The organism is Mycolicibacterium sichuanense (assembly GCF_033741125.1).
Lineage (GTDB): Bacteria > Actinomycetota > Actinomycetes > Mycobacteriales > Mycobacteriaceae > Mycobacterium.
In genome coordinates this window covers 1308779-1324875 of sequence record NZ_JAWQPU010000001.1, presented here as the reverse complement: position 1 = coordinate 1324875, position 16097 = coordinate 1308779, and the positions used below count along the sequence as shown (strand labels likewise).

The following is a 16097-nucleotide window of genomic DNA, read 5'->3' as shown; positions in this document are numbered from 1 at the left end:
AGGGTGCCAGGCGGGGGTCAGTTCGCGGGCTGAGACTCCGCTTTCGCCAGCTCGGCCTTCCACTGACGGAACGTCTCCTCGGTGCGTCCGCGCCGCCAATAGCCCGAGATCGACGCCCACTTCGCCTCGACGCCGCGCTCCTTGCGGACGTAGGGCCGCAGGTTGTGCATGACGGCCTGCGCCTCACCGTGAATGAAGACCTGCACCTGACCGGGCAGCCACAGCGCTTCCTTGACGGCGGTGATCAGCGGCGCGTGATCGCCGGCCTGCTCCTCGGGCACCAGGTCGGCACGCCCGCCGCGGTAGATCCAGCGGATCTGCACCCCGTCGGGGGCCGTCAGTTCGATCTCGTCGTCGGGACCGCTGATCTCGATGAAGGCCAACCCGACCGCCTCGGGCGGGAGTGCCTCCAGTGCCGCGCTGATGGCAGGCAGTCCGGCCTCGTCACCGGCCAGCAGATGCCAGTCCGCCGCGGGATCGGGGGCGTACGCACCGCTGGGACCCATGAGGTAGGCCGGGTCACCGGGTGCGACGGAGGCAGCCCAGGGCCCGGCCACACCCTGCTCGCCGTGGACGACGAAGTCGATCGCGATCTCGCGGCGGTCGGGGTCGACGCGGCGCACGGTGTAGGTGCGAACGACGGGCTGGTGCTCGGCGGGCAACTCCTTGAAGCTGTCCAGTGTCAGCGGGGTCGGCAACGCGCACACGTCGGTACCCGACCGCGGTAGCACGATCTTGACGTAGGAATCGGCGAACTGGCTCGGGGTGAACGTGTCGAACCCGGCGCCCCCGAGCACCACCCGAGTCATGTGAGGCGCCAGCCGTTCACTGCGCACCACGTCGAACGTGTGGATGGGACGCCCTGCCACGGTCACCTCGTCATTCGTCGATTGCTCCCCCGACTATACGAGCGGGCGCGCTCAGATGGCCGGCTACGTCTCGTGCCCTGGCGATGCGCCACCGCCCCTCGCGGCGCACCACCAGGCCGGCGAGTTCCAAGGCGGCCAACGGCCCAAGCAACTGGGTAGGCGGTGTACCCGCGGCCACCGCGATCTGCTCGAGCGTGCGGGCCCCCCGGGCCGGCAGGGCGTCATAGGTCCGTAGCTCGGCGTCGGACAACCCGTCGAGCGGTGAGACCGGGTGCGCCGGCTCGGTCGCCATCTCACCTGGCGAGCCAACCAACTCGACGACCTCCTCCACCCGGGTGACCAGTTGGGCGCCGTTGCGCAGCAGCACGTGACAACCGGCGGATGCCGACGACGTCACCGGCCCTGGGTAGGCGCAGACGGGACGTCCCAGCGCCTCCGCCCACGCCGCGGTGTTGGCGGCGCCACTGCGCAGACCGGCCTCGACGACGACCGTCGCGCCGGAGAGCGCGGCGACCAACCGGTTGCGGGTCAGGAAGCGGTGGCGGGCCGGTCGCACACCGGGCGGGTATTCACTGACCAGCAGACCCTGCTCGCCGATGCGCCGCAGCATCGCCGAATGCGCTGCCGGGTAGGGCACGTCGACACCACCGGCGAGCACCGCGACGGTCAGCCCGTCCGCGCCGAGCGCCGCGCGGTGCGCGACACCGTCGATGCCGAAGGCGGCGCCGGAGACCACCGCGACGTCCCGCTCGGCCAGGCCCGCCGCGAGTTCGGCAGCCTGATGTTCACCGTAGGCCGTCGCCGCCCTGGTGCCGACGACCGAGCAGGCCCGCATCGCCACGTCGGCCAGCGATTCCTCACCGATCACCCAGAGCACCATCGGTGGGTGGCCCGACGGACGCGTGCGGGCGGCCTCGCCGCGGAACGAGGTGAAGGCCAGCAGCGGCCAGTCGGAATCCTCGGGGGTGACGAGTCGACCACCGAGCCGCTCCAATGTCTCCACATCGCTTGCTGCGCAATCGACGTCGCGCCGCGCCTCGGTGAGCCGAGCCAGATCCCCGGTGACCCTCCCCCGTCTGATGCAGGTCGCTGCCTGCACCGGTCCGACCGTCGCGACGTAGGAGGTCAGCTGGTGTGACGGTGGCTCGACCACGCGGGACAGGTACGCCCACGCCATCGCCTCCGAGGTCATCGCGCACCCCCACCCTGACGAAAGCTCAACGCGGTGTTGACGTCATCGAGCACCGGCATCGTGCGGCCACCCAGGTCGGCGAGGGTCCACGCGACGCGCAGCGTCCTGTCGACGCCGCGGATGCTGAGCTCCCCGCGATCCAGCGCGGTGCTCAGCGGCGCCATCACGGTGCGATCGGGCCGGAATCGCCGGCGCAGGAGCGGTCCGCTGACCTCCGCGTTGGTTCGCACGCCATGCGGGGCCCAGCGCGCTGCAGCCGCCTCCCTTGCGGCGGCGACCCTCGCGCGGACCGCCTCGGTCGGCTCCCCCGCCTCGGCGCCGATCGCACCGGAGCGCACCGCGTGCAACTCCACGCGCAGATCGACGCGGTCCATCAGCGGGCCCGACAACCTGCCAAGGTATCGACGCTTGACCGCTGCGGCACAGACGCAATCACTGGACTTGGCCGGTGCGCACGGGCACGGATTGGCCGCCATCACCAGCTGGAAGCGGGCCGGGTAGTGCGCCACCCCGTCCCGCCTGGCGAGCCGAATCTCGCCGTCCTCCAACGGCGTTCGCAGTGCCTCCAGGACGCTGGATCCGATCTCGGCGCACTCGTCGAGGAACAGCACGCCACGATGCGCACGGCTCACCGCTCCCGGGCGCGCGATACCCGATCCACCGCCGACCAGTGCGGCGACCGTCGAGGTGTGGTGCGGTGCCACGAATACCGGTCGGGTGATCAGCGGGGTGGCGCCGGTCAGCAACCCCGCCACCGAGTGGATCGCGGTGACCTCCAGCGCCTCTTCGTGCGTGAGCGGCGGCAGCAGACCCGGGAGTCGTTGAGCCAGCATGGTCTTGCCCACTCCTGGAGGCCCGGTCAGCAGCAGGTGATGCGCGCCCGCCGCCGCGATCTCGACGGCGAATCTGGCCTGCGCCTGCCCGACCACGTCGGCGAGATCGGCGATGGGTTCGGCCTCCGGCGAGGACTCGGGCACCCGGTCGTCGAGCGTTCCCTTGCCGGCCAACCACCTCTTCAGCTGCTGCAGAGTTCTGACGCCCCGCACCCGGATGCCGTCGACCAGGCTGGCCTCGGCCAGGTTGTCGATGGGCACCACCACCGCTGGCCAGCCCTCCCGCTTGGCCGCCAGCACCGCCGGGAGCACGCCCTTGACCGGCCGCACCCGCCCGTCGAGCGCGAGCTCGCCGAGCAGCACCGTCTGTTCGAGCGGCGCCCACACCTTCTTCTGGGCCGCCGACAGCACGGCCGCCGCGAGGGCGATGTCGTAGACCGAACCCATCTTGGGCAACGTGGCCGGCGACAGGGCCAGGGTCAGCCGCGTCTGCGGCCATTCGTCGCCGCAGTTGGTGATCGCCGAGCGGACCCGGTCGCGCGCCTCGTGCAGCGCCGCGTCAGGCAACCCGACGAGGTGCACGCCCGGCAGCCCCGAGGTGATGTGCGCCTCGATCTCCACGATGACGCCGTCGACCCCGCGAACGCCCACCGAGTACGCGCGTCCGAGCGGCATCACCCCACCGCCTTCAGGTGGGTGATCTCGGGGACGGGCCCCCGGCCGATGCGGACCCCGATGACGTCGATGCGGACGTGTGGCCACCGGACGTCCTGGGCGGCCAGCCACAGCCCGGACAGGCGGCGCAGCCGGCGCAGCTTCTGGGGCGTCACGGCCTGCTCGACCCCGCCGAACCGGTCGGAGGTGCGCGTCTTCACCTCCACGAACACCACCCCGCCGCTCTCCGGATCGGTGGCGATCACGTCCAGTTCGCCATGGCGGCAACGCCAGTTGCGGGCGATCACCCGCAATCCACACCATCTCAGATGCTCGACTGCGAGTTGCTCACCGAGCGCCCCGATCTGGGCGCGGCTCCACGTTTCGGTCATGGCACCACCGTGCAGACCGACCCCGACGAGACGACCTCCGCGGTGGCCCGTCATCCACAATCGCGGCGCCATCCACAGCACCCCGGACTACCGACCTCGTCGAATGCCGAACGGTCGGGGACCCGTGCGACGATGGCGCCCATGGCTGGCCGAAACCATCTCCGAGGTCTGCTGCCGCCGGTGGTCGCCGTCGCGGCCGCCGTGTCACTGGCCGGCTGCGACTCCGGGACGGTGGTCAACACCGACGACGCCCGACCCACCGTGCAGACCAGCATCACCGCACCCCCTCCACTGGCCAACCCCGCCTCCAACGACGCACTGGCCAACGCCTACGACTTCGCCGGAGCGCTCCCGGACGGGCAGACCGCCTACTACTTCACCAGCCCCAGCAAGCGGTGGGTGTGCGCCATAGTCCCGCGGGTGGCGGCGGGATGTCAGTCGGCGACCGGTTCGACGATCCCCATCAAGGGCGCGCCAAACGCGGTCACGCGCGAGGACGGGACCGAGGCCGCCCCCACCGCGATTCAGGTGGGCCGCGACGCCGATCCTCAGTTCGTCGCTCTGGACGCACCCGGATACGCCCTGCTCCCCGGGCCAGCGAACGCGCTGCCGTTCGGCAAGGTGCTGATCGTCTCGGGTTTCCGTTGCAACGTGCAGGAGGCGACGGGCATCTCGTGTGTCAGCGAGCTGACCGGCAAGGGCTTCACCTTCAGCGCCGACGGCGCGACGTTCCAGTACACCGACCTGCCCGGCTAGCGTCCGGCGAACACCGGCGGGTTCAACCGCGCGAACCCGTCTTGCCGGAAGTAGGGGAAGTACGGGTACGGCGCCTCGCGACGGCTCGCCACGTCGAGGCGGTCGACCTGTTCGGCGCTCAACGCCCACCCGACGGCCCCGAGGTTCTCGGCCAGCTGCTCGGCATCACGGGCACCGACGATGACCGATGACACCGTCGGCCGGCGCAGCAGCCAGTTCAACGCCACCTGCGCCACGGTCCGGCCGGTCTCCGCGGCCACGGCGTCGAGCACGTCGACGACGTCGAAGAGCAACGCATCGTCCACCGGCGGACCGGCATCGGCGGTGGAGTGCAACCTGCTCCGTTCGGGCAGGGGCGCACCGCGCCGGATGCGCCCCGTCAGGCGTCCCCACCCCAGCGGGCTCCACACCAGCGCCCCGACGCCCTGATCGAGGCCGAGCGGCATCAGTTCCCACTCGTAGTCCCGCCCGATCAACGAGTAGTACACCTGGTGCGCGACGTAGCGTGGTCGGTGCGCCTCGCGCGCCGCCGACAGCGACTTCATCAGCTGCCAGCCCGCGAAGTTGGACACCCCGGCGTAGCGAATCTTGCCCGCGGTGACCAGCACGTCGAGGGTGTCGAGGACCTCTTCGATGGGCGTGTGCGCGTCGTAGGCGTGCAGCTGGAAGAGATCGATCCTGTCGGTGTCCAGCCGTCGCAACGCGCCCTCGACCGAGGAGATCAACCGGGTCCGTGAGGTCCCCGCCTCGCCGGGCCCTGGACCGAGGGGCAACCCGGCCTTGGTCGAGATCAGCACGCGATCGCGCCTGCCCTTCACGGCCGCTGCGAGCACTTCCTCGGAGGCACCGTCGGAGTAGACGTCGGCAGTGTCGAACAGCGTGATGCCCGCGTCGAGGCACATGTCGACCATGCGGCGAGCCTGGGCGACGTCGGTGTCACCCCACGCTCCGAAGAACTCTCCGGAACCTCCGAACGTCGCTGCGCCGAAGCTCAATTCGGATACCACCAGGCCGGAACGGCCCACTCGTCGGTACTCCATGCCAACCCCTTATCGATACGATGTTCCCGATAAGGAAGCTAGCACGAAGAATGCACTAACGAAACCGATGTCCCGTTAGGATGCGGGGGTGTCAGTGACTTCCCGACCGGGTGGACGAACCGCCGCCGTCCGCGATGCGGTACTCCGGGCCGCTGCCGACCTACTGGTCGAGTCCGGGCTCGAGGGCATCGAGCTCACCGCGGTCGCCGAACGGGCAGGCGTCGGCAAGTCGACGGTGTACCGGCGCTGGGGTTCGGTGCCGGGTCTGGTCGCCGACTTGCTTACCGACATGGCCGAGACGTCGTCGCAGCGACCGTCCACTGGCTCGCTGGAGGCCGATCTGCTATCCGCGGCGAAACTGATCAGGCGCACCCTGAACGACGCGCGGCAGGGCCCGCTGTTCAAGGCGATCATCGCCGCGGCCACGTGCGACCCCATCACGGCCGAGGCGCTCGCGGGGTTCTACCGCAAACGACTCGACGAGGTCTCTCCCGTGGTGGCAGACGCCATCGAGCGCGGCGAGGCGCCCGTGGGCACTGACCCGCGCGAGGCGATCCGGCAGCTGTCGGCGCCGCTCTACTACCGCTTCCTCACCGACACCCGGCGGCTGAGCACCGCCGATGCCGAACGCGCCGTGGCCGTCACGATGGCCGCGATCGGCGCCGGCGTGTTCGTGACCGGCTGAGGCGGGGACCTAGGTCAGTACACGCAGGCCAGTACACCCAGGTCAGTACACCTAGGACAGCGCCTCGAACAGCGTGGCCAGCTGGCTCGGTGAGACGTCCACGCCACACTGGTTCTTCACGTCCTTGAGCGGCTGCACGATGTTCTGCAGGTCCAGGAACTCGTTGGGGTGGGCGAAGAAGTAGCCCCGCACGGAGGTCCGCGCGTCGGCGGCAGGCTGGTTGGCGGCCGCGGTGAGCACGTCGTCGGCACCGGGGTGGGCATCGAGGTAGGCACCCGCGGAGCTGAGCACACCGCTGGCCGTCGCGGCGTATCCGCTGGCCTTGCACGGTGCGGCAGCGGCCGTCGGCAGCGCGAGCGCGCCGGCGACCAGCACTCCGAGAGCACCGGCGCCCACGCTGCCTAGAGTGCAGCGACGCACGGTGGCGGTCATCGAATTCATGGCGTCGATCCCCTCGTCACGTCGGCCACCGTGACCCACGCCACTCAACGTACCCAAACCGACCGCCAACCCTGGCAAACGACACGGCGGTGCTGTCACACGAACCGCGGAAATCTCCCACCCAAGTCCCAGGTATGTTTAGGCAATCCTCACCTCAAACCGGTGTCGCCCGCGCGGGAAGGAAGTCCTCTTGCCTCTGTTCGTCCGGTCATCGAAGGATCAACGGTCGCCCTGGAGGCGGATCGGTGCCGTGGCGTCCGCCATCGCCCTCGCCGTCGGCATGACGGCGTGCTCGTCGAGCTCCGACGGTGGGGACGGACTGCTGATCTACAACGCCCAGCACGAGTCGCTCACCAAGGAGTGGATCGACGCCTTCACCAAGGCGACGGGCATCAAGGTGACCTACCGCCAAGGCGGTGACACCGAACTGGGCAACCAGCTCATCGCCGAGGGCGCCTCGTCGCCCGCCGACCTGATCCTCACCGAGAACTCGCCGGCCATGGCCGCGGTCGAGAAGGCCGGGCTGTTCACCGACGTCGCCAAGGAGACCCTCGACCAGGTGCCCGCGCAGTACCGGCCGGCGTCGAACAAGTGGACCGGGGTGGCCGCGCGCACCACGGTGTTCGCCTACGACAAGACCAAGCTCACCGAGGATCAACTGCCGAAGTCGATCATGGACCTCGAGCAGCCGGCGTGGAAGGGACGCTGGGGCGCCCCGCCCGTCAAACCCGACTTCCAGGCGATCGTCGCGGCCATGCTCGACCTCACCGGTGAGCCCGCCACCGCGGCGTGGCTGGCCGGCATGAAGACCAATGCCGAGATCTTCCAGGACAACATCGCCACCCTGCGCGCCATCAACGCCGGCGAGGTCGCCGGCGGCGTGATCTACCACTACTACTGGTTCCGAGATCAGGCCAGTACCAAGGAGATCAGCGGCAACACCGCGCTGCACTACTTCAAGAACTCCGATCCCGGCGCGTTCGTGTCCATCTCCGGTGGCGGCGTGCTGAATTCGAGCAAGAAGAAGGACGAGGCTCAGCGGTTCCTGACGTTCATCACCAGCAAGGCCGGCCAGGAGGTGCTCGAGAAGGGCACGTCGTTCGAGTACCCGGTCGCCAGTGACGTGCCGGCCAATCCCGCTCTGGTACTGCTGTCCCAGCTGCAGGCGCCCGCCGTCAACCCGTCGGACCTCGACGCGCAGAAGGTCACCGACATGATGACCAAGGCCGGCCTGCTCTAGATGGAGCGGTAGGTGGTCACCACACGAGCCGTGCCGACCGCGGAGCACCCGCGGTCGGTCGAGTTGGCGGCATCCCGGCCTGGGCCGCTGCTGATCGGGGTCGTCGCAGTTCTGGTCGCCGCCACCTTCGTGCCGCTCGGGTACGTCGCCTGGGCGGTGGTGTCGACCGGTCCGGCTCAGGCCTACGCCCTCATCGCGCGGCCTCGCGTTGGCGAATTACTGGTCGACACCGTCGGATTGGTGGTCGTGACCGTTCCGCTGTGCGTGGTGCTCGGCGTCGGGGCCGCCTGGCTGGTGGAGCGCACCGACGCACCGGGCCGCGCGCTGTGGCGCCCCCTGTTCGTGGCGCCGCTGGCGGTGCCGGCATTCATCAACAGCTACGCCTGGGTCAGCGTCATCCCGTCGCTGCACGGTTTCTGGGCGGCGATACTGGTCGCGACCACGTCCTACTTTCCCTTCGTCTACGTGCCGGCCGCGGCCACGCTGCGACGGCTCGATCCCGCGCTCGAGGAGTCCGCGCGCGCACTGGGTTCCAGTGCGAGCGGAGCCTTTTGGCGAGTAGTGCTCCCGCAGTTGCGGCTGGCCATCCTCGGCGGCGGCCTGCTGATCGGGGTGCATCTGCTGGCGGAGTACGGCGCCTTTGCGATGCTGCGCTTCGCGACCCTGACGACGGCCATCTTCGAACAATTTCAGTCGACGTTCAACGGTGCGGCGGGCAGCACGCTCGCCGGGGTGCTCGTCATCCTGTGCCTGATCCTGCTGGCCGGTGAGGCCGGCGCCCGCGGTACCGCCAGGTACGCCAGGATCGGGTCGGGCGCCCAACGGCGGCTGTCAGCACACCGATTGGGCCGCAATCGGATTCCTGCGACGGCCGCCCTGCTCGTGCTCATCGTGCTGGCGCTCGGAGTGCCGGCCTGGACGGTGACGCGCTGGCTGTGGATCGGCGGCGCCGGGGTGTGGTCCCACGGTGACGTCCTATCCGCGACGCTGCAGACCGCGGGCCTGGCCGCGATCGCCGCCGCCGTCACGACGATGCTGGCCTTTCCCTTCGCCTGGGTGGCCGTGCGGTACCGCGGATTCTTCGCCCGCTTCGTCGAGGGCTCGAACTTCGTCACCAGCTCCATGCCGGGGATCGTCACCGCGCTGGCGCTCGTCACGGTCGCCATTCGCATCGCTCCCCCGCTGTATCAGACCCTCTCGCTGATCCTGGCAGCCTACGTGCTGATGTTCATCCCGCGGGCGATGGTGAACCTACGGTCGGGGCTGGCCCAGGTGCCGCCGGGGGTCGAGGAGGCCTCGCGCTCGCTCGGGGTGTCCCCCACGCGGACGTTCCTTCGCGTCACCCTGCGGCTCACCGCCCCGGCCGCCGCAGCCGGCGCGTCGCTGGTATTCGTGGCCGTGGCAACCGAATTGACGGCCACCCTGCTACTCGCGCCGACCGGAACCAACACACTGGCGATGCGCTTCTGGTCGCTGAGTAGCGAGCTCGACTACGCGGCCGCCGCACCCTTCGCACTGCTGCTGGTCGCACTGTCCGTGCCGGTGACCCTGGTCTTGTCCCGGCAATCGACGAAGGCCGCCGCACTGTGACGACCAATGCGCTCGAGGTCACCGGCCTGTCCAAGTCGTTCGACGGCCACACCGTCCTGCACGGCATCGACCTGACCGTTCCGACGGGCACCGTCACCGCCGTGGTCGGCGCCTCCGGCTGCGGCAAGACCACCCTGCTGCGACTCGTTGCCGGCTTCGAAACCCCGGACGCCGGAACCATCTCCATCGCCGGACGCACGGTGGCCGAGCCCGGTGGATTCATCGCGGCGCACCGCAGGGACGTCGGCTACGTCGCGCAGGACGGCGCGCTGTTCCCGCACCTGACCGTCGAACAAAACATCGCCTACGGCCTGCCCGGGGGCGCCCGGCGCTCCCGCGCGAGGGTCGCCGAACTGCTCGACACCGTCTCCCTCGACGCATCGATGGCGCGACGCCGGCCCCATCAACTCTCCGGCGGTCAGCAGCAACGCGTGGCGCTGGCCAGGGCGCTGGCCAGGAAGCCGGCGGTGATGCTGCTCGACGAACCCTTCAGCGCCCTGGACACCGGCCTGCGCGCGTCCACCCGCAAGGCCGTGGCCCGCCTGCTCGCCGACGCCCGCGTGACGACGCTGCTGGTGACCCACGACCAGGAGGAGGCGTTGTCGATCGCCGACCAGGTGGCCGTCATGTGCGACGGCCGGTTCACCACAGTCGGTACGCCACAACAGGTCTACCTCGCCCCGGGCGACGCGTTCACCGCCCAGTTCCTCGGCGACTGCGTACTGCTGCCCGGCACGGTCGCCGACGACGTGGCGCACTGCGTACTCGGCCGGCTTCCCGTGCGGGCCGGTGCCGCCGATGGACCGGCCACCCTGATGCTGCGACCCGAACAGCTGGTCGCCACCGAGGTGGGCGACGACGAGGGCGACGCCGTGGGCACCGGCACCGTGCTGTCCTCGGAGTTCCGCGGCCACGACGTGTTGCTGGTAGTGGATCCCGGTGCGGGACAGCCGATCACCGTCCGCCAGCACAGCCTCGACCCGCCCCGGGTCGACGCCAAGGTCCGCATCGACGTGGTGGGATCGGCGGTCGTCCTCGACGAGCGGTCGCGCTGATGTTCGACCGACTGGTCGAACACCTCGCCTCGCGCGGTGACGATCCCGCGGTGCTGACCGCCGACGAAACCCTGAGCTACCGCGACCTCGCGGACCGGACCGCCGCAGCCGCATCGGATCTCGGTGCTCGGCGCAGACTGGTCCTGCTCGAGACCTGCAACGACGTCGACACCCTGGTGAGCTACCTGGGGGCCCTCGCAGGCGGACACGTCGTCATGCCGCTGCCCGCCGGCGTCGACCACTGCGCGGTGATCGACGCCTACGACCCCGACGTGGTGATCGGCGCGGGCCGGGTCCGGCACCGGCACGGTGCCGCCCACGACCTGCACCCGGACCTGGCACTGCTGCTGTCCACGTCGGGCAGCACGGGGTCCCCGAAGCTGGTGCGGCTGTCGCGGGGCAATCTGGCCGCCAACGCCGACGCCATCGCGACCTACCTCGACATCCGCCACACCGACAGGGCCGCAACGACTCTGCCGATGTCCTACTGCTACGGCCTCTCGGTGATCCACAGCCACCTGCGACGCGGCGCCGGCCTCGTGCTGACCGACCACTCCGTCGTCGACGACGCGTTCTGGGATCTGGTTGCAGGCCACCGGGTGACGACGTTCGCCGGGGTGCCGCACACCTTCGACCTGCTGGACCGCGTCGGCTTCGACGACATGTCGCTGCCGCACCTGCGCTACCTCACGCAGGCCGGCGGCCGGCTCGCCCCCGAGCAGGTGCGTCGGTGGGCCGGCCTCGGGCGCCGACGTGGCTGGCAGTTCTTCGTCATGTACGGCGCCACGGAGGCCACCGCCAGGATGGCCTACCTCCCGCCCGATCTCGCCGCCGACAACCCGGCGGCGATCGGCGTACCCATCCCCGGTGGCCGGTTCGATCTGGAACCCGTGGCCGGCGCCCCGGACGACGCCGGCGAGCTGATCTACCACGGCCCCAACGTCATGATGGGCTACGCCGCGGGGACCGAGGACCTCGCGGCCGGTCGCACGACCCACGCGCTGCGCAGCGGCGACCTCGCCCGCCGCAACGCCAACGGTCTGTACGAAGTCGTCGGCCGCCTCAGCCGCTTCGTCAAGCTGTACGGTCTGCGCATCGACCTGCAGCGGGTCGAGGACTTCCTCCACGCGGCTGGTGTCACCGCGGTCTGCACCGAGGACGCGGACGTCCTCCTGGTCGCGGTCAGCGACCAATCGCGCGGATGCGACGTCCAGCGCATCGCCGCCGAAGCCGCCGGCCTGCCCCCGTCGGCGATCCGCGTCCTGGCCGTCGACGAGATCCCGCGCCTGCCCGCCGGCAAGCCCGACCTTCCCGCCGTCAGGGCGCTGGCCGCCGCGACGAAGGCGCCGGGAGGGACCGGCCGGGATCTGCGCGACCTCTACGCCGAGGTGCTGCAGCTCGATCCCACGGTGATCGACCCCGGCGCGAGTTTCGTCGATCTCGGCGGGAACTCGCTGTCATACGTGTCGCTGTCGGTGCGCCTCGAACGCGCCATCGGCCACCTGCCCGCCGACTGGCCGCGAATGCCGTTGCGCGAGTTGCAGGCCGCCGCCAAGCCGCGACGGTGGTGGAGCGCCACGCTCGAGGCGAGCGTCGCGCTGCGGGCCCTCGCCATCGTGCTGGTCGTCGGTTCGCACGCCGACCTGTACACGCTGTGGGGCGGTGCGCACGTGCTACTCGGCGTCGCGGGCTACAACTTCGGCCGGTTCTGCCTGACCCCACTGCCGCGCGTCCAACGCAGCCGACGAATGGCCGCGACCATCGCCTGGATCGCGGTCCCGTCGGTGCTGTGGGTGGCGATCGCGCTGGTGATCACCGACGACTACACGGCGTCGAACCTGTTGCTGGCCAACAAGTTCCTCGGCCCGGACGACAGCATGACGGCGGGCCGATTGTGGTTCGTCGAAGTCGTGGTGTGGATCCTGGTGGCCCTGGCGCTGGTGTGCTGCACACCCCTGGCGGACCGCCTGGAGCGGCGCGGTCCGTTCGGTTTCGCGTGCGCGTTCCTGGTCTTCGGCCTGGCGATCCGGTTCGACGGGTTCGGCATGGGCCACGGCGCCTGGTTCACGGTGCTGGCGTTCTGGTTCTTCGCCGTCGGCTGGGCCGCGTCGAAGGCGTCGAATCCCTGGCAGCGCGCCGCCGTCACCGCCGTCCTTGCGGTCGGTGTGGTGGGTTACTTCGACGATTCGGGCCGGGAAGCGCTGGTGTTCGTCGGACTGGCCCTTCTGGTGTGGGTGCCCGCGATCCGGTGCCCGTCAGCGTGCACCGTGGCCGCGGGCGTCATCGCCGATGCGTCGCTGTTCATCTATCTCACCCACTACCAGGTGTATCCGCTGTTCGGCGAGCACCGCGCGCTCGGCGTGACCGCGTCGCTGGTGGTCGGCATCGCCCTGACCAAGCTGCTCACGGTAGCGCGGACCCGCCGCGCCGTGCGGTCGCTACCGCTCGGCGATGAGCCCCTCCTGCGCCAGGGTGGCGGCGATCTCGCCGTCGGCCCCGACCAGGCTGCCGGTGATGACGCCCCGGCCGCGCGCGGCGGCCGGGGACCTGGTCTCCAGTAGGTTCCAGCGGTCGGCGCGCACCGGCCGGTGAAACCAGATCGACGAGTCCGTCGTGCCGCTGCGGTGGGAGCGGGCCTGCATCGAGTGGCCGTGCACCCGAAGCGCCGGATCGATCATGTATACGTCGCACACGTAGGTGGCGATCACGTCGTGCAGCAGCGGATCGTCGGGCACCGGCACCTCGACCCGCCACCAGAGCCGGCGGACGAATTCGCCGCCGGAGCCGTCGTCGGCCACCCGGATGTCGATCTCGTCCAGCGGCATCGACGGTGCGGGACCGGCGGGCCCGGTACGCGGCAGCGCCTCGGGGTCCTGCGTCACCCCGTCGTGGCTGCCGTGCTCCGGACCGGGCAGCGGCACCGCGAAGCCAACGGTGGCCAGGGTCATCAGCCGGCCATCCTGGCGGGCCTCGACCTGGCGCGAGGAGGCGGTGCGGCCGTCGAAGACCCGCTGCACGGAGTAGTCGACGGACGCGCCGGCCGCGCCACCTCGCAGGAACTGCAGGTGCATGCTGGTGGGCAGCTTGGCGGGCTCCACGGTGCGGCTGGCGGCGGCCAGACTCTGCGCCATGAACTGACCGCCGTAGGCGCGCTTGCCCTCCGGCCCGCTGGCCGGCCCGAGCCAGGCGTCCTCCGTCGCACCCGGTTGGACGTCGAGCAACCGCAGCAGCCTGCTCACGCGATGGTTCCCGCATCGGTCAGGCGCCCAATCTCGGCGTCGGACAGGCCGAGTCGCTCACGGAGCAGGGCGGCGGTGTGGTCGCCAAGGGCCGGCGCGGGCTGCGCCGGCGCGTGAACGCCGTCGACCGACAGCGGTAGGCCGGGTGCCAGGTACGTGCCGATCCGGGGTTGGTGCAGCGTGCTGAACAGCGGGTTGTCGGTCACCTTGGGGTCCCTCGCGGTCTCTCCGAACGTGCGGTAGCGCTCCCACAGAATCGACGTCCCGGCCAGGGCCGTCCCGATCTGGTCGGCGGTGTGGCTGGCGAACCACACCGTGAACAGGCCGGTGAGCGCGTCGCGGTGGCGATACCGCTGGCCTTCGTCGGTGAGGTCGACGCCAAGTGCGACACCGAGTGCGGCAACCGCCTTCGTCGTTCCGGTCACCTCGGTCAGATCGCGGAAGTGGCGTCCCGTGAGCGCGACCACCATGAAGGAGACCCCGTCCTCGCTGACGAAGGCCTGCCCGTACTGACCGTAGATCGAGTTGCCGATGCGTCCGCGGGTCACGCCGTTGACCATCGCCTCGGTCAAGAAGCCGAGGTTGCCTGCGGTGGCCAGCGCGACGTCCTCCAGCGGGACGACGACGCGCTGCCCCTGCCCGGTGGCGTCGCGGTGTCGCAGCGCCGCCAACACCGCGAGCGCCACGTAGAGCCCGCAGCTGACGTCCCACGCGGGCAGGACGTGGTTGACCGGACCCGCCAGGTCGGCGGGACCGGTCACCATCGGGAAGCCGACGCCGGCGTTGACGGTGTAGTCCACCCCGGTGCCGCCGTCAGCGCGACCGGAGACCTCGACGTGGATCAGATCGGATCGCGACGCCACCAACGTCTCATACGAATGCCATTGACGTCCAACGACATTGGTGATCAAGATGCCGCCGTCGAGGATCAACCGGGCGATCAGCTCCTGCCCCGCCGATGCCCGTACGTCGATTGCGGCGGACAGCTTGCCCTTGTTGAGCCCGGCCCAGTAGATGCTCTCCCCGTCGGCCGTAAGCGGCCAGCGGTGCTGATCGGCCGCCCCGGCGACCGGATCGACCCGGATCACCTCGGCGCCCAGCTGGGCCAACGTCATCCCGGCGAGCGGAACGGCGACGAAGCTCGAGATCTCGATGATCCGCACCCCGGCCAGCGGACGCGTGGCGTCAGTCATGCCCACACGATATTGATCGCCCGCGAGGTCACCCGCGGGGGCTCAGACCAACTCGACGGCGTCGGCGATGGAGTTCAGCACCTGGCTGGGCCGGAACGGATACTTCTCGATGTCGGCCAGCGCCGTGGAACCGGTGAGCACCAGGATGGTCTCCAGGCCCGCCTCGATGCCGGCGACGACGTCGGTGTCCATCCGGTCGCCCACCATGTAGGTGCTCTCCGAGTGCGCCTCGATGCGGTTCATGGCGCTGCGGAACATCATCGGATTTGGCTTGCCGACGAAGTACGGCTCGCGGCCGGTGGCCTTGGTGATCAGCGCGGCGACCGATCCCGTTGCCGGTGTCGGCCCCTCGGCCGACGGACCGGTGACGTCGGGGTTGGTCGCGATGAAGCGGGCGCCCGCGCCGATCAGCCGGATGGCCTTGGTGATCGCCTCGAAGGAGTACGTCCGCGTCTCCCCGAGCACGACGAAGTCGGGTCCGGTGTCGGTCAGCGTGTACCCCACCTCGTGCAGCGCCGTCGTCAGGCCGGCCTCGCCGATCACGTAGGCGGACCCGCCGGGCAGCTGCGAACGAAGGAAGTCCGCAGTCGCCAGTGCCGAGGTCCAGATCGCCTCCTCGGGCACCTCGAGTCCGGATCGCAGCAATCGGGCGGCCAGATCCCGCGGCGTGAAGATCGAGTTGTTGGTCAGCACGAGGAACGGCCGCCGCTTGTCGGTGAGCCGCTGGAGGAATTCGGCGGCACCCGGCAGGGCGCGTTCCTCGTGGACGAGGACGCCGTCCATGTCGGTGAGCCAGCACTCCGGTGTCTTTCGCATGCCTACAGTGTGGCAAGCCCGGGCTAGCGGCGTCAGCGCATGCCGCCAAGGGATCCGACATGCAGGTCCGAGAGCGCGAAATGTGACGCTGGCGCACTCATC

General features: G+C 70.2%; 14 protein-coding genes and 1 pseudogene. 6 read left to right on the top strand and 9 right to left on the bottom strand.

The features are described from left to right. Positions 1 to 17: 17 nt before the first annotated feature. From SBI80_RS06405 to SBI80_RS06390, 4 genes are read right to left on the bottom strand one after another with little or no spacing between them, the layout of a single operon-like run. Positions 18 to 869, bottom strand: a complete 852-nt coding sequence (locus tag SBI80_RS06405; protein ID WP_318973533.1) for a siderophore-interacting protein — start codon at positions 867 to 869, stop codon at positions 18 to 20. Positions 870 to 879: 10 nt separating this feature from the next. Further along, positions 880 to 2061, bottom strand: a complete 1182-nt coding sequence (dprA, locus tag SBI80_RS06400; RefSeq protein ID WP_318973532.1) for a DNA-processing protein DprA — start codon at positions 2059 to 2061, stop codon at positions 880 to 882. Continuing rightward, positions 2058 to 3569: a YifB family Mg chelatase-like AAA ATPase gene (locus SBI80_RS06395; protein WP_318973531.1), complete on the bottom strand. Its 1512-nt coding sequence runs from the start codon at positions 3567 to 3569 to the stop codon at positions 2058 to 2060. Before SBI80_RS06395 ends, dprA begins: the two co-directional genes overlap by 4 nt. Beyond that, positions 3569 to 3940, bottom strand: a complete 372-nt coding sequence (locus SBI80_RS06390; protein ID WP_318973530.1) for a YraN family protein — start codon at positions 3938 to 3940, stop codon at positions 3569 to 3571. The genes SBI80_RS06395 and SBI80_RS06390 overlap by 1 nt, the downstream gene beginning before the upstream one ends. A gap of 141 nt (positions 3941 to 4081) precedes the next feature. Between SBI80_RS06390 and SBI80_RS06385 the strand changes: the two genes are divergently transcribed. Beyond that, positions 4082 to 4696 carry a hypothetical protein gene (locus SBI80_RS06385; RefSeq protein ID WP_318973529.1) on the top strand — a complete coding sequence of 205 codons (615 nt, stop codon included), beginning with the start codon at positions 4082 to 4084 and terminating at the stop codon, positions 4694 to 4696. Here the strand turns inward: SBI80_RS06385 and SBI80_RS06380 are convergent. Continuing rightward, a complete protein-coding gene (locus tag SBI80_RS06380) occupies positions 4693 to 5736 on the bottom strand; it encodes an aldo/keto reductase (protein WP_318973528.1) in 1044 nt (347 codons plus the stop codon). The two genes, SBI80_RS06385 and SBI80_RS06380, sit on opposite strands and share 4 nt — an antisense overlap. 88 nt (positions 5737 to 5824) lie before the next feature. Here SBI80_RS06380 and SBI80_RS06375 point away from each other — a divergent pair, with 88 nt between their 5' ends. Continuing rightward, positions 5825 to 6421: a TetR/AcrR family transcriptional regulator gene (locus SBI80_RS06375; RefSeq protein WP_318973527.1), complete on the top strand. Its 597-nt coding sequence runs from the start codon at positions 5825 to 5827 to the stop codon at positions 6419 to 6421. A gap of 51 nt (positions 6422 to 6472) precedes the next feature. Here the strand turns inward: SBI80_RS06375 and SBI80_RS06370 are convergent, their stop codons facing one another. After that, a complete protein-coding gene (locus SBI80_RS06370) occupies positions 6473 to 6817 on the bottom strand; it encodes a hemophore-related protein (RefSeq protein WP_318973526.1) in 345 nt (114 codons plus the stop codon). Positions 6818 to 7142: 325 nt separating this feature from the next. On the opposite strand from SBI80_RS06370, the gene SBI80_RS06365 reads away from it, so the two are divergent. From SBI80_RS06365 to SBI80_RS06350, 4 genes are read left to right on the top strand one after another with little or no spacing between them, the layout of a single operon-like run. Further along, positions 7143 to 8102, top strand: a complete 960-nt coding sequence (locus SBI80_RS06365; protein ID WP_318973729.1) for an iron ABC transporter substrate-binding protein — start codon at positions 7143 to 7145, stop codon at positions 8100 to 8102. 12 nt (positions 8103 to 8114) lie between these two features. Continuing rightward, positions 8115 to 9692, top strand: a complete 1578-nt coding sequence (locus SBI80_RS06360) for an ABC transporter permease (protein ID WP_318973525.1) — start codon at positions 8115 to 8117, stop codon at positions 9690 to 9692. Further along, positions 9689 to 10747: an ABC transporter ATP-binding protein gene (locus tag SBI80_RS06355; protein ID WP_318973524.1), complete on the top strand. Its 1059-nt coding sequence runs from the start codon at positions 9689 to 9691 to the stop codon at positions 10745 to 10747. Before SBI80_RS06360 ends, SBI80_RS06355 begins: the two co-directional genes overlap by 4 nt. Continuing rightward, positions 10747 to 13308, top strand: coding sequence for an AMP-binding protein (locus SBI80_RS06350; protein ID WP_318973523.1), 2562 nt, complete (start codon positions 10747 to 10749; stop codon positions 13306 to 13308). The genes SBI80_RS06355 and SBI80_RS06350 overlap by 1 nt, the downstream gene beginning before the upstream one ends. Here the strand turns inward: SBI80_RS06350 and SBI80_RS06345 are convergent. The 3 genes and pseudogenes from SBI80_RS06345 to SBI80_RS06335 form a co-directional block, all read right to left on the bottom strand. Beyond that, positions 13258 to 13986: pseudogene (locus SBI80_RS06345) on the bottom strand (acyl-CoA thioesterase); the annotation flags it as partial. The gene SBI80_RS06350 and the pseudogene SBI80_RS06345 overlap by 51 nt on opposite strands. Continuing rightward, entirely contained in the window at positions 13983 to 15179 is a 1197-nt protein-coding gene (locus SBI80_RS06340; protein ID WP_318973522.1) for a CoA transferase, read from the bottom strand. The pseudogene SBI80_RS06345 and the gene SBI80_RS06340, both read right to left, overlap by 4 nt. Positions 15180 to 15221: 42 nt before the next feature. Further along, entirely contained in the window at positions 15222 to 15995 is a 774-nt protein-coding gene (locus tag SBI80_RS06335; protein ID WP_318973521.1) for an HAD-IIA family hydrolase, read from the bottom strand. Between the last annotated feature and the right edge of the window lie 102 nt (positions 15996 to 16097).

What these genes read in the sequence shown, in the direction of transcription:
- SBI80_RS06365 (WP_318973729.1), top strand. Translation starts at nt 7,143, where the DNA reads ATGACGGCGTGCTCGTCGAGCTCCGACGGTGGGGACGGACTGCTGATC.
- SBI80_RS06335 (WP_318973521.1), bottom strand. Translation starts at nt 15,995, where the DNA reads ATGCGAAAGACACCGGAGTGCTGGCTCACCGACATGGACGGCGTCCTC.
- SBI80_RS06350 (WP_318973523.1), top strand. Translation starts at nt 10,747, where the DNA reads ATGTTCGACCGACTGGTCGAACACCTCGCCTCGCGCGGTGACGATCCC.
- SBI80_RS06380 (WP_318973528.1), bottom strand. Translation starts at nt 5,736, where the DNA reads ATGGAGTACCGACGAGTGGGCCGTTCCGGCCTGGTGGTATCCGAATTG.
- SBI80_RS06395 (WP_318973531.1), bottom strand. Translation starts at nt 3,569, where the DNA reads ATGCCGCTCGGACGCGCGTACTCGGTGGGCGTTCGCGGGGTCGACGGC.
- SBI80_RS06385 (WP_318973529.1), top strand. Translation starts at nt 4,082, where the DNA reads ATGGCTGGCCGAAACCATCTCCGAGGTCTGCTGCCGCCGGTGGTCGCC.
- SBI80_RS06390 (WP_318973530.1), bottom strand. Translation starts at nt 3,940, where the DNA reads ATGACCGAAACGTGGAGCCGCGCCCAGATCGGGGCGCTCGGTGAGCAA.
- SBI80_RS06340 (WP_318973522.1), bottom strand. Translation starts at nt 15,179, where the DNA reads ATGACTGACGCCACGCGTCCGCTGGCCGGGGTGCGGATCATCGAGATC.
- dprA (WP_318973532.1), bottom strand. Translation starts at nt 2,061, where the DNA reads ATGACCTCGGAGGCGATGGCGTGGGCGTACCTGTCCCGCGTGGTCGAG.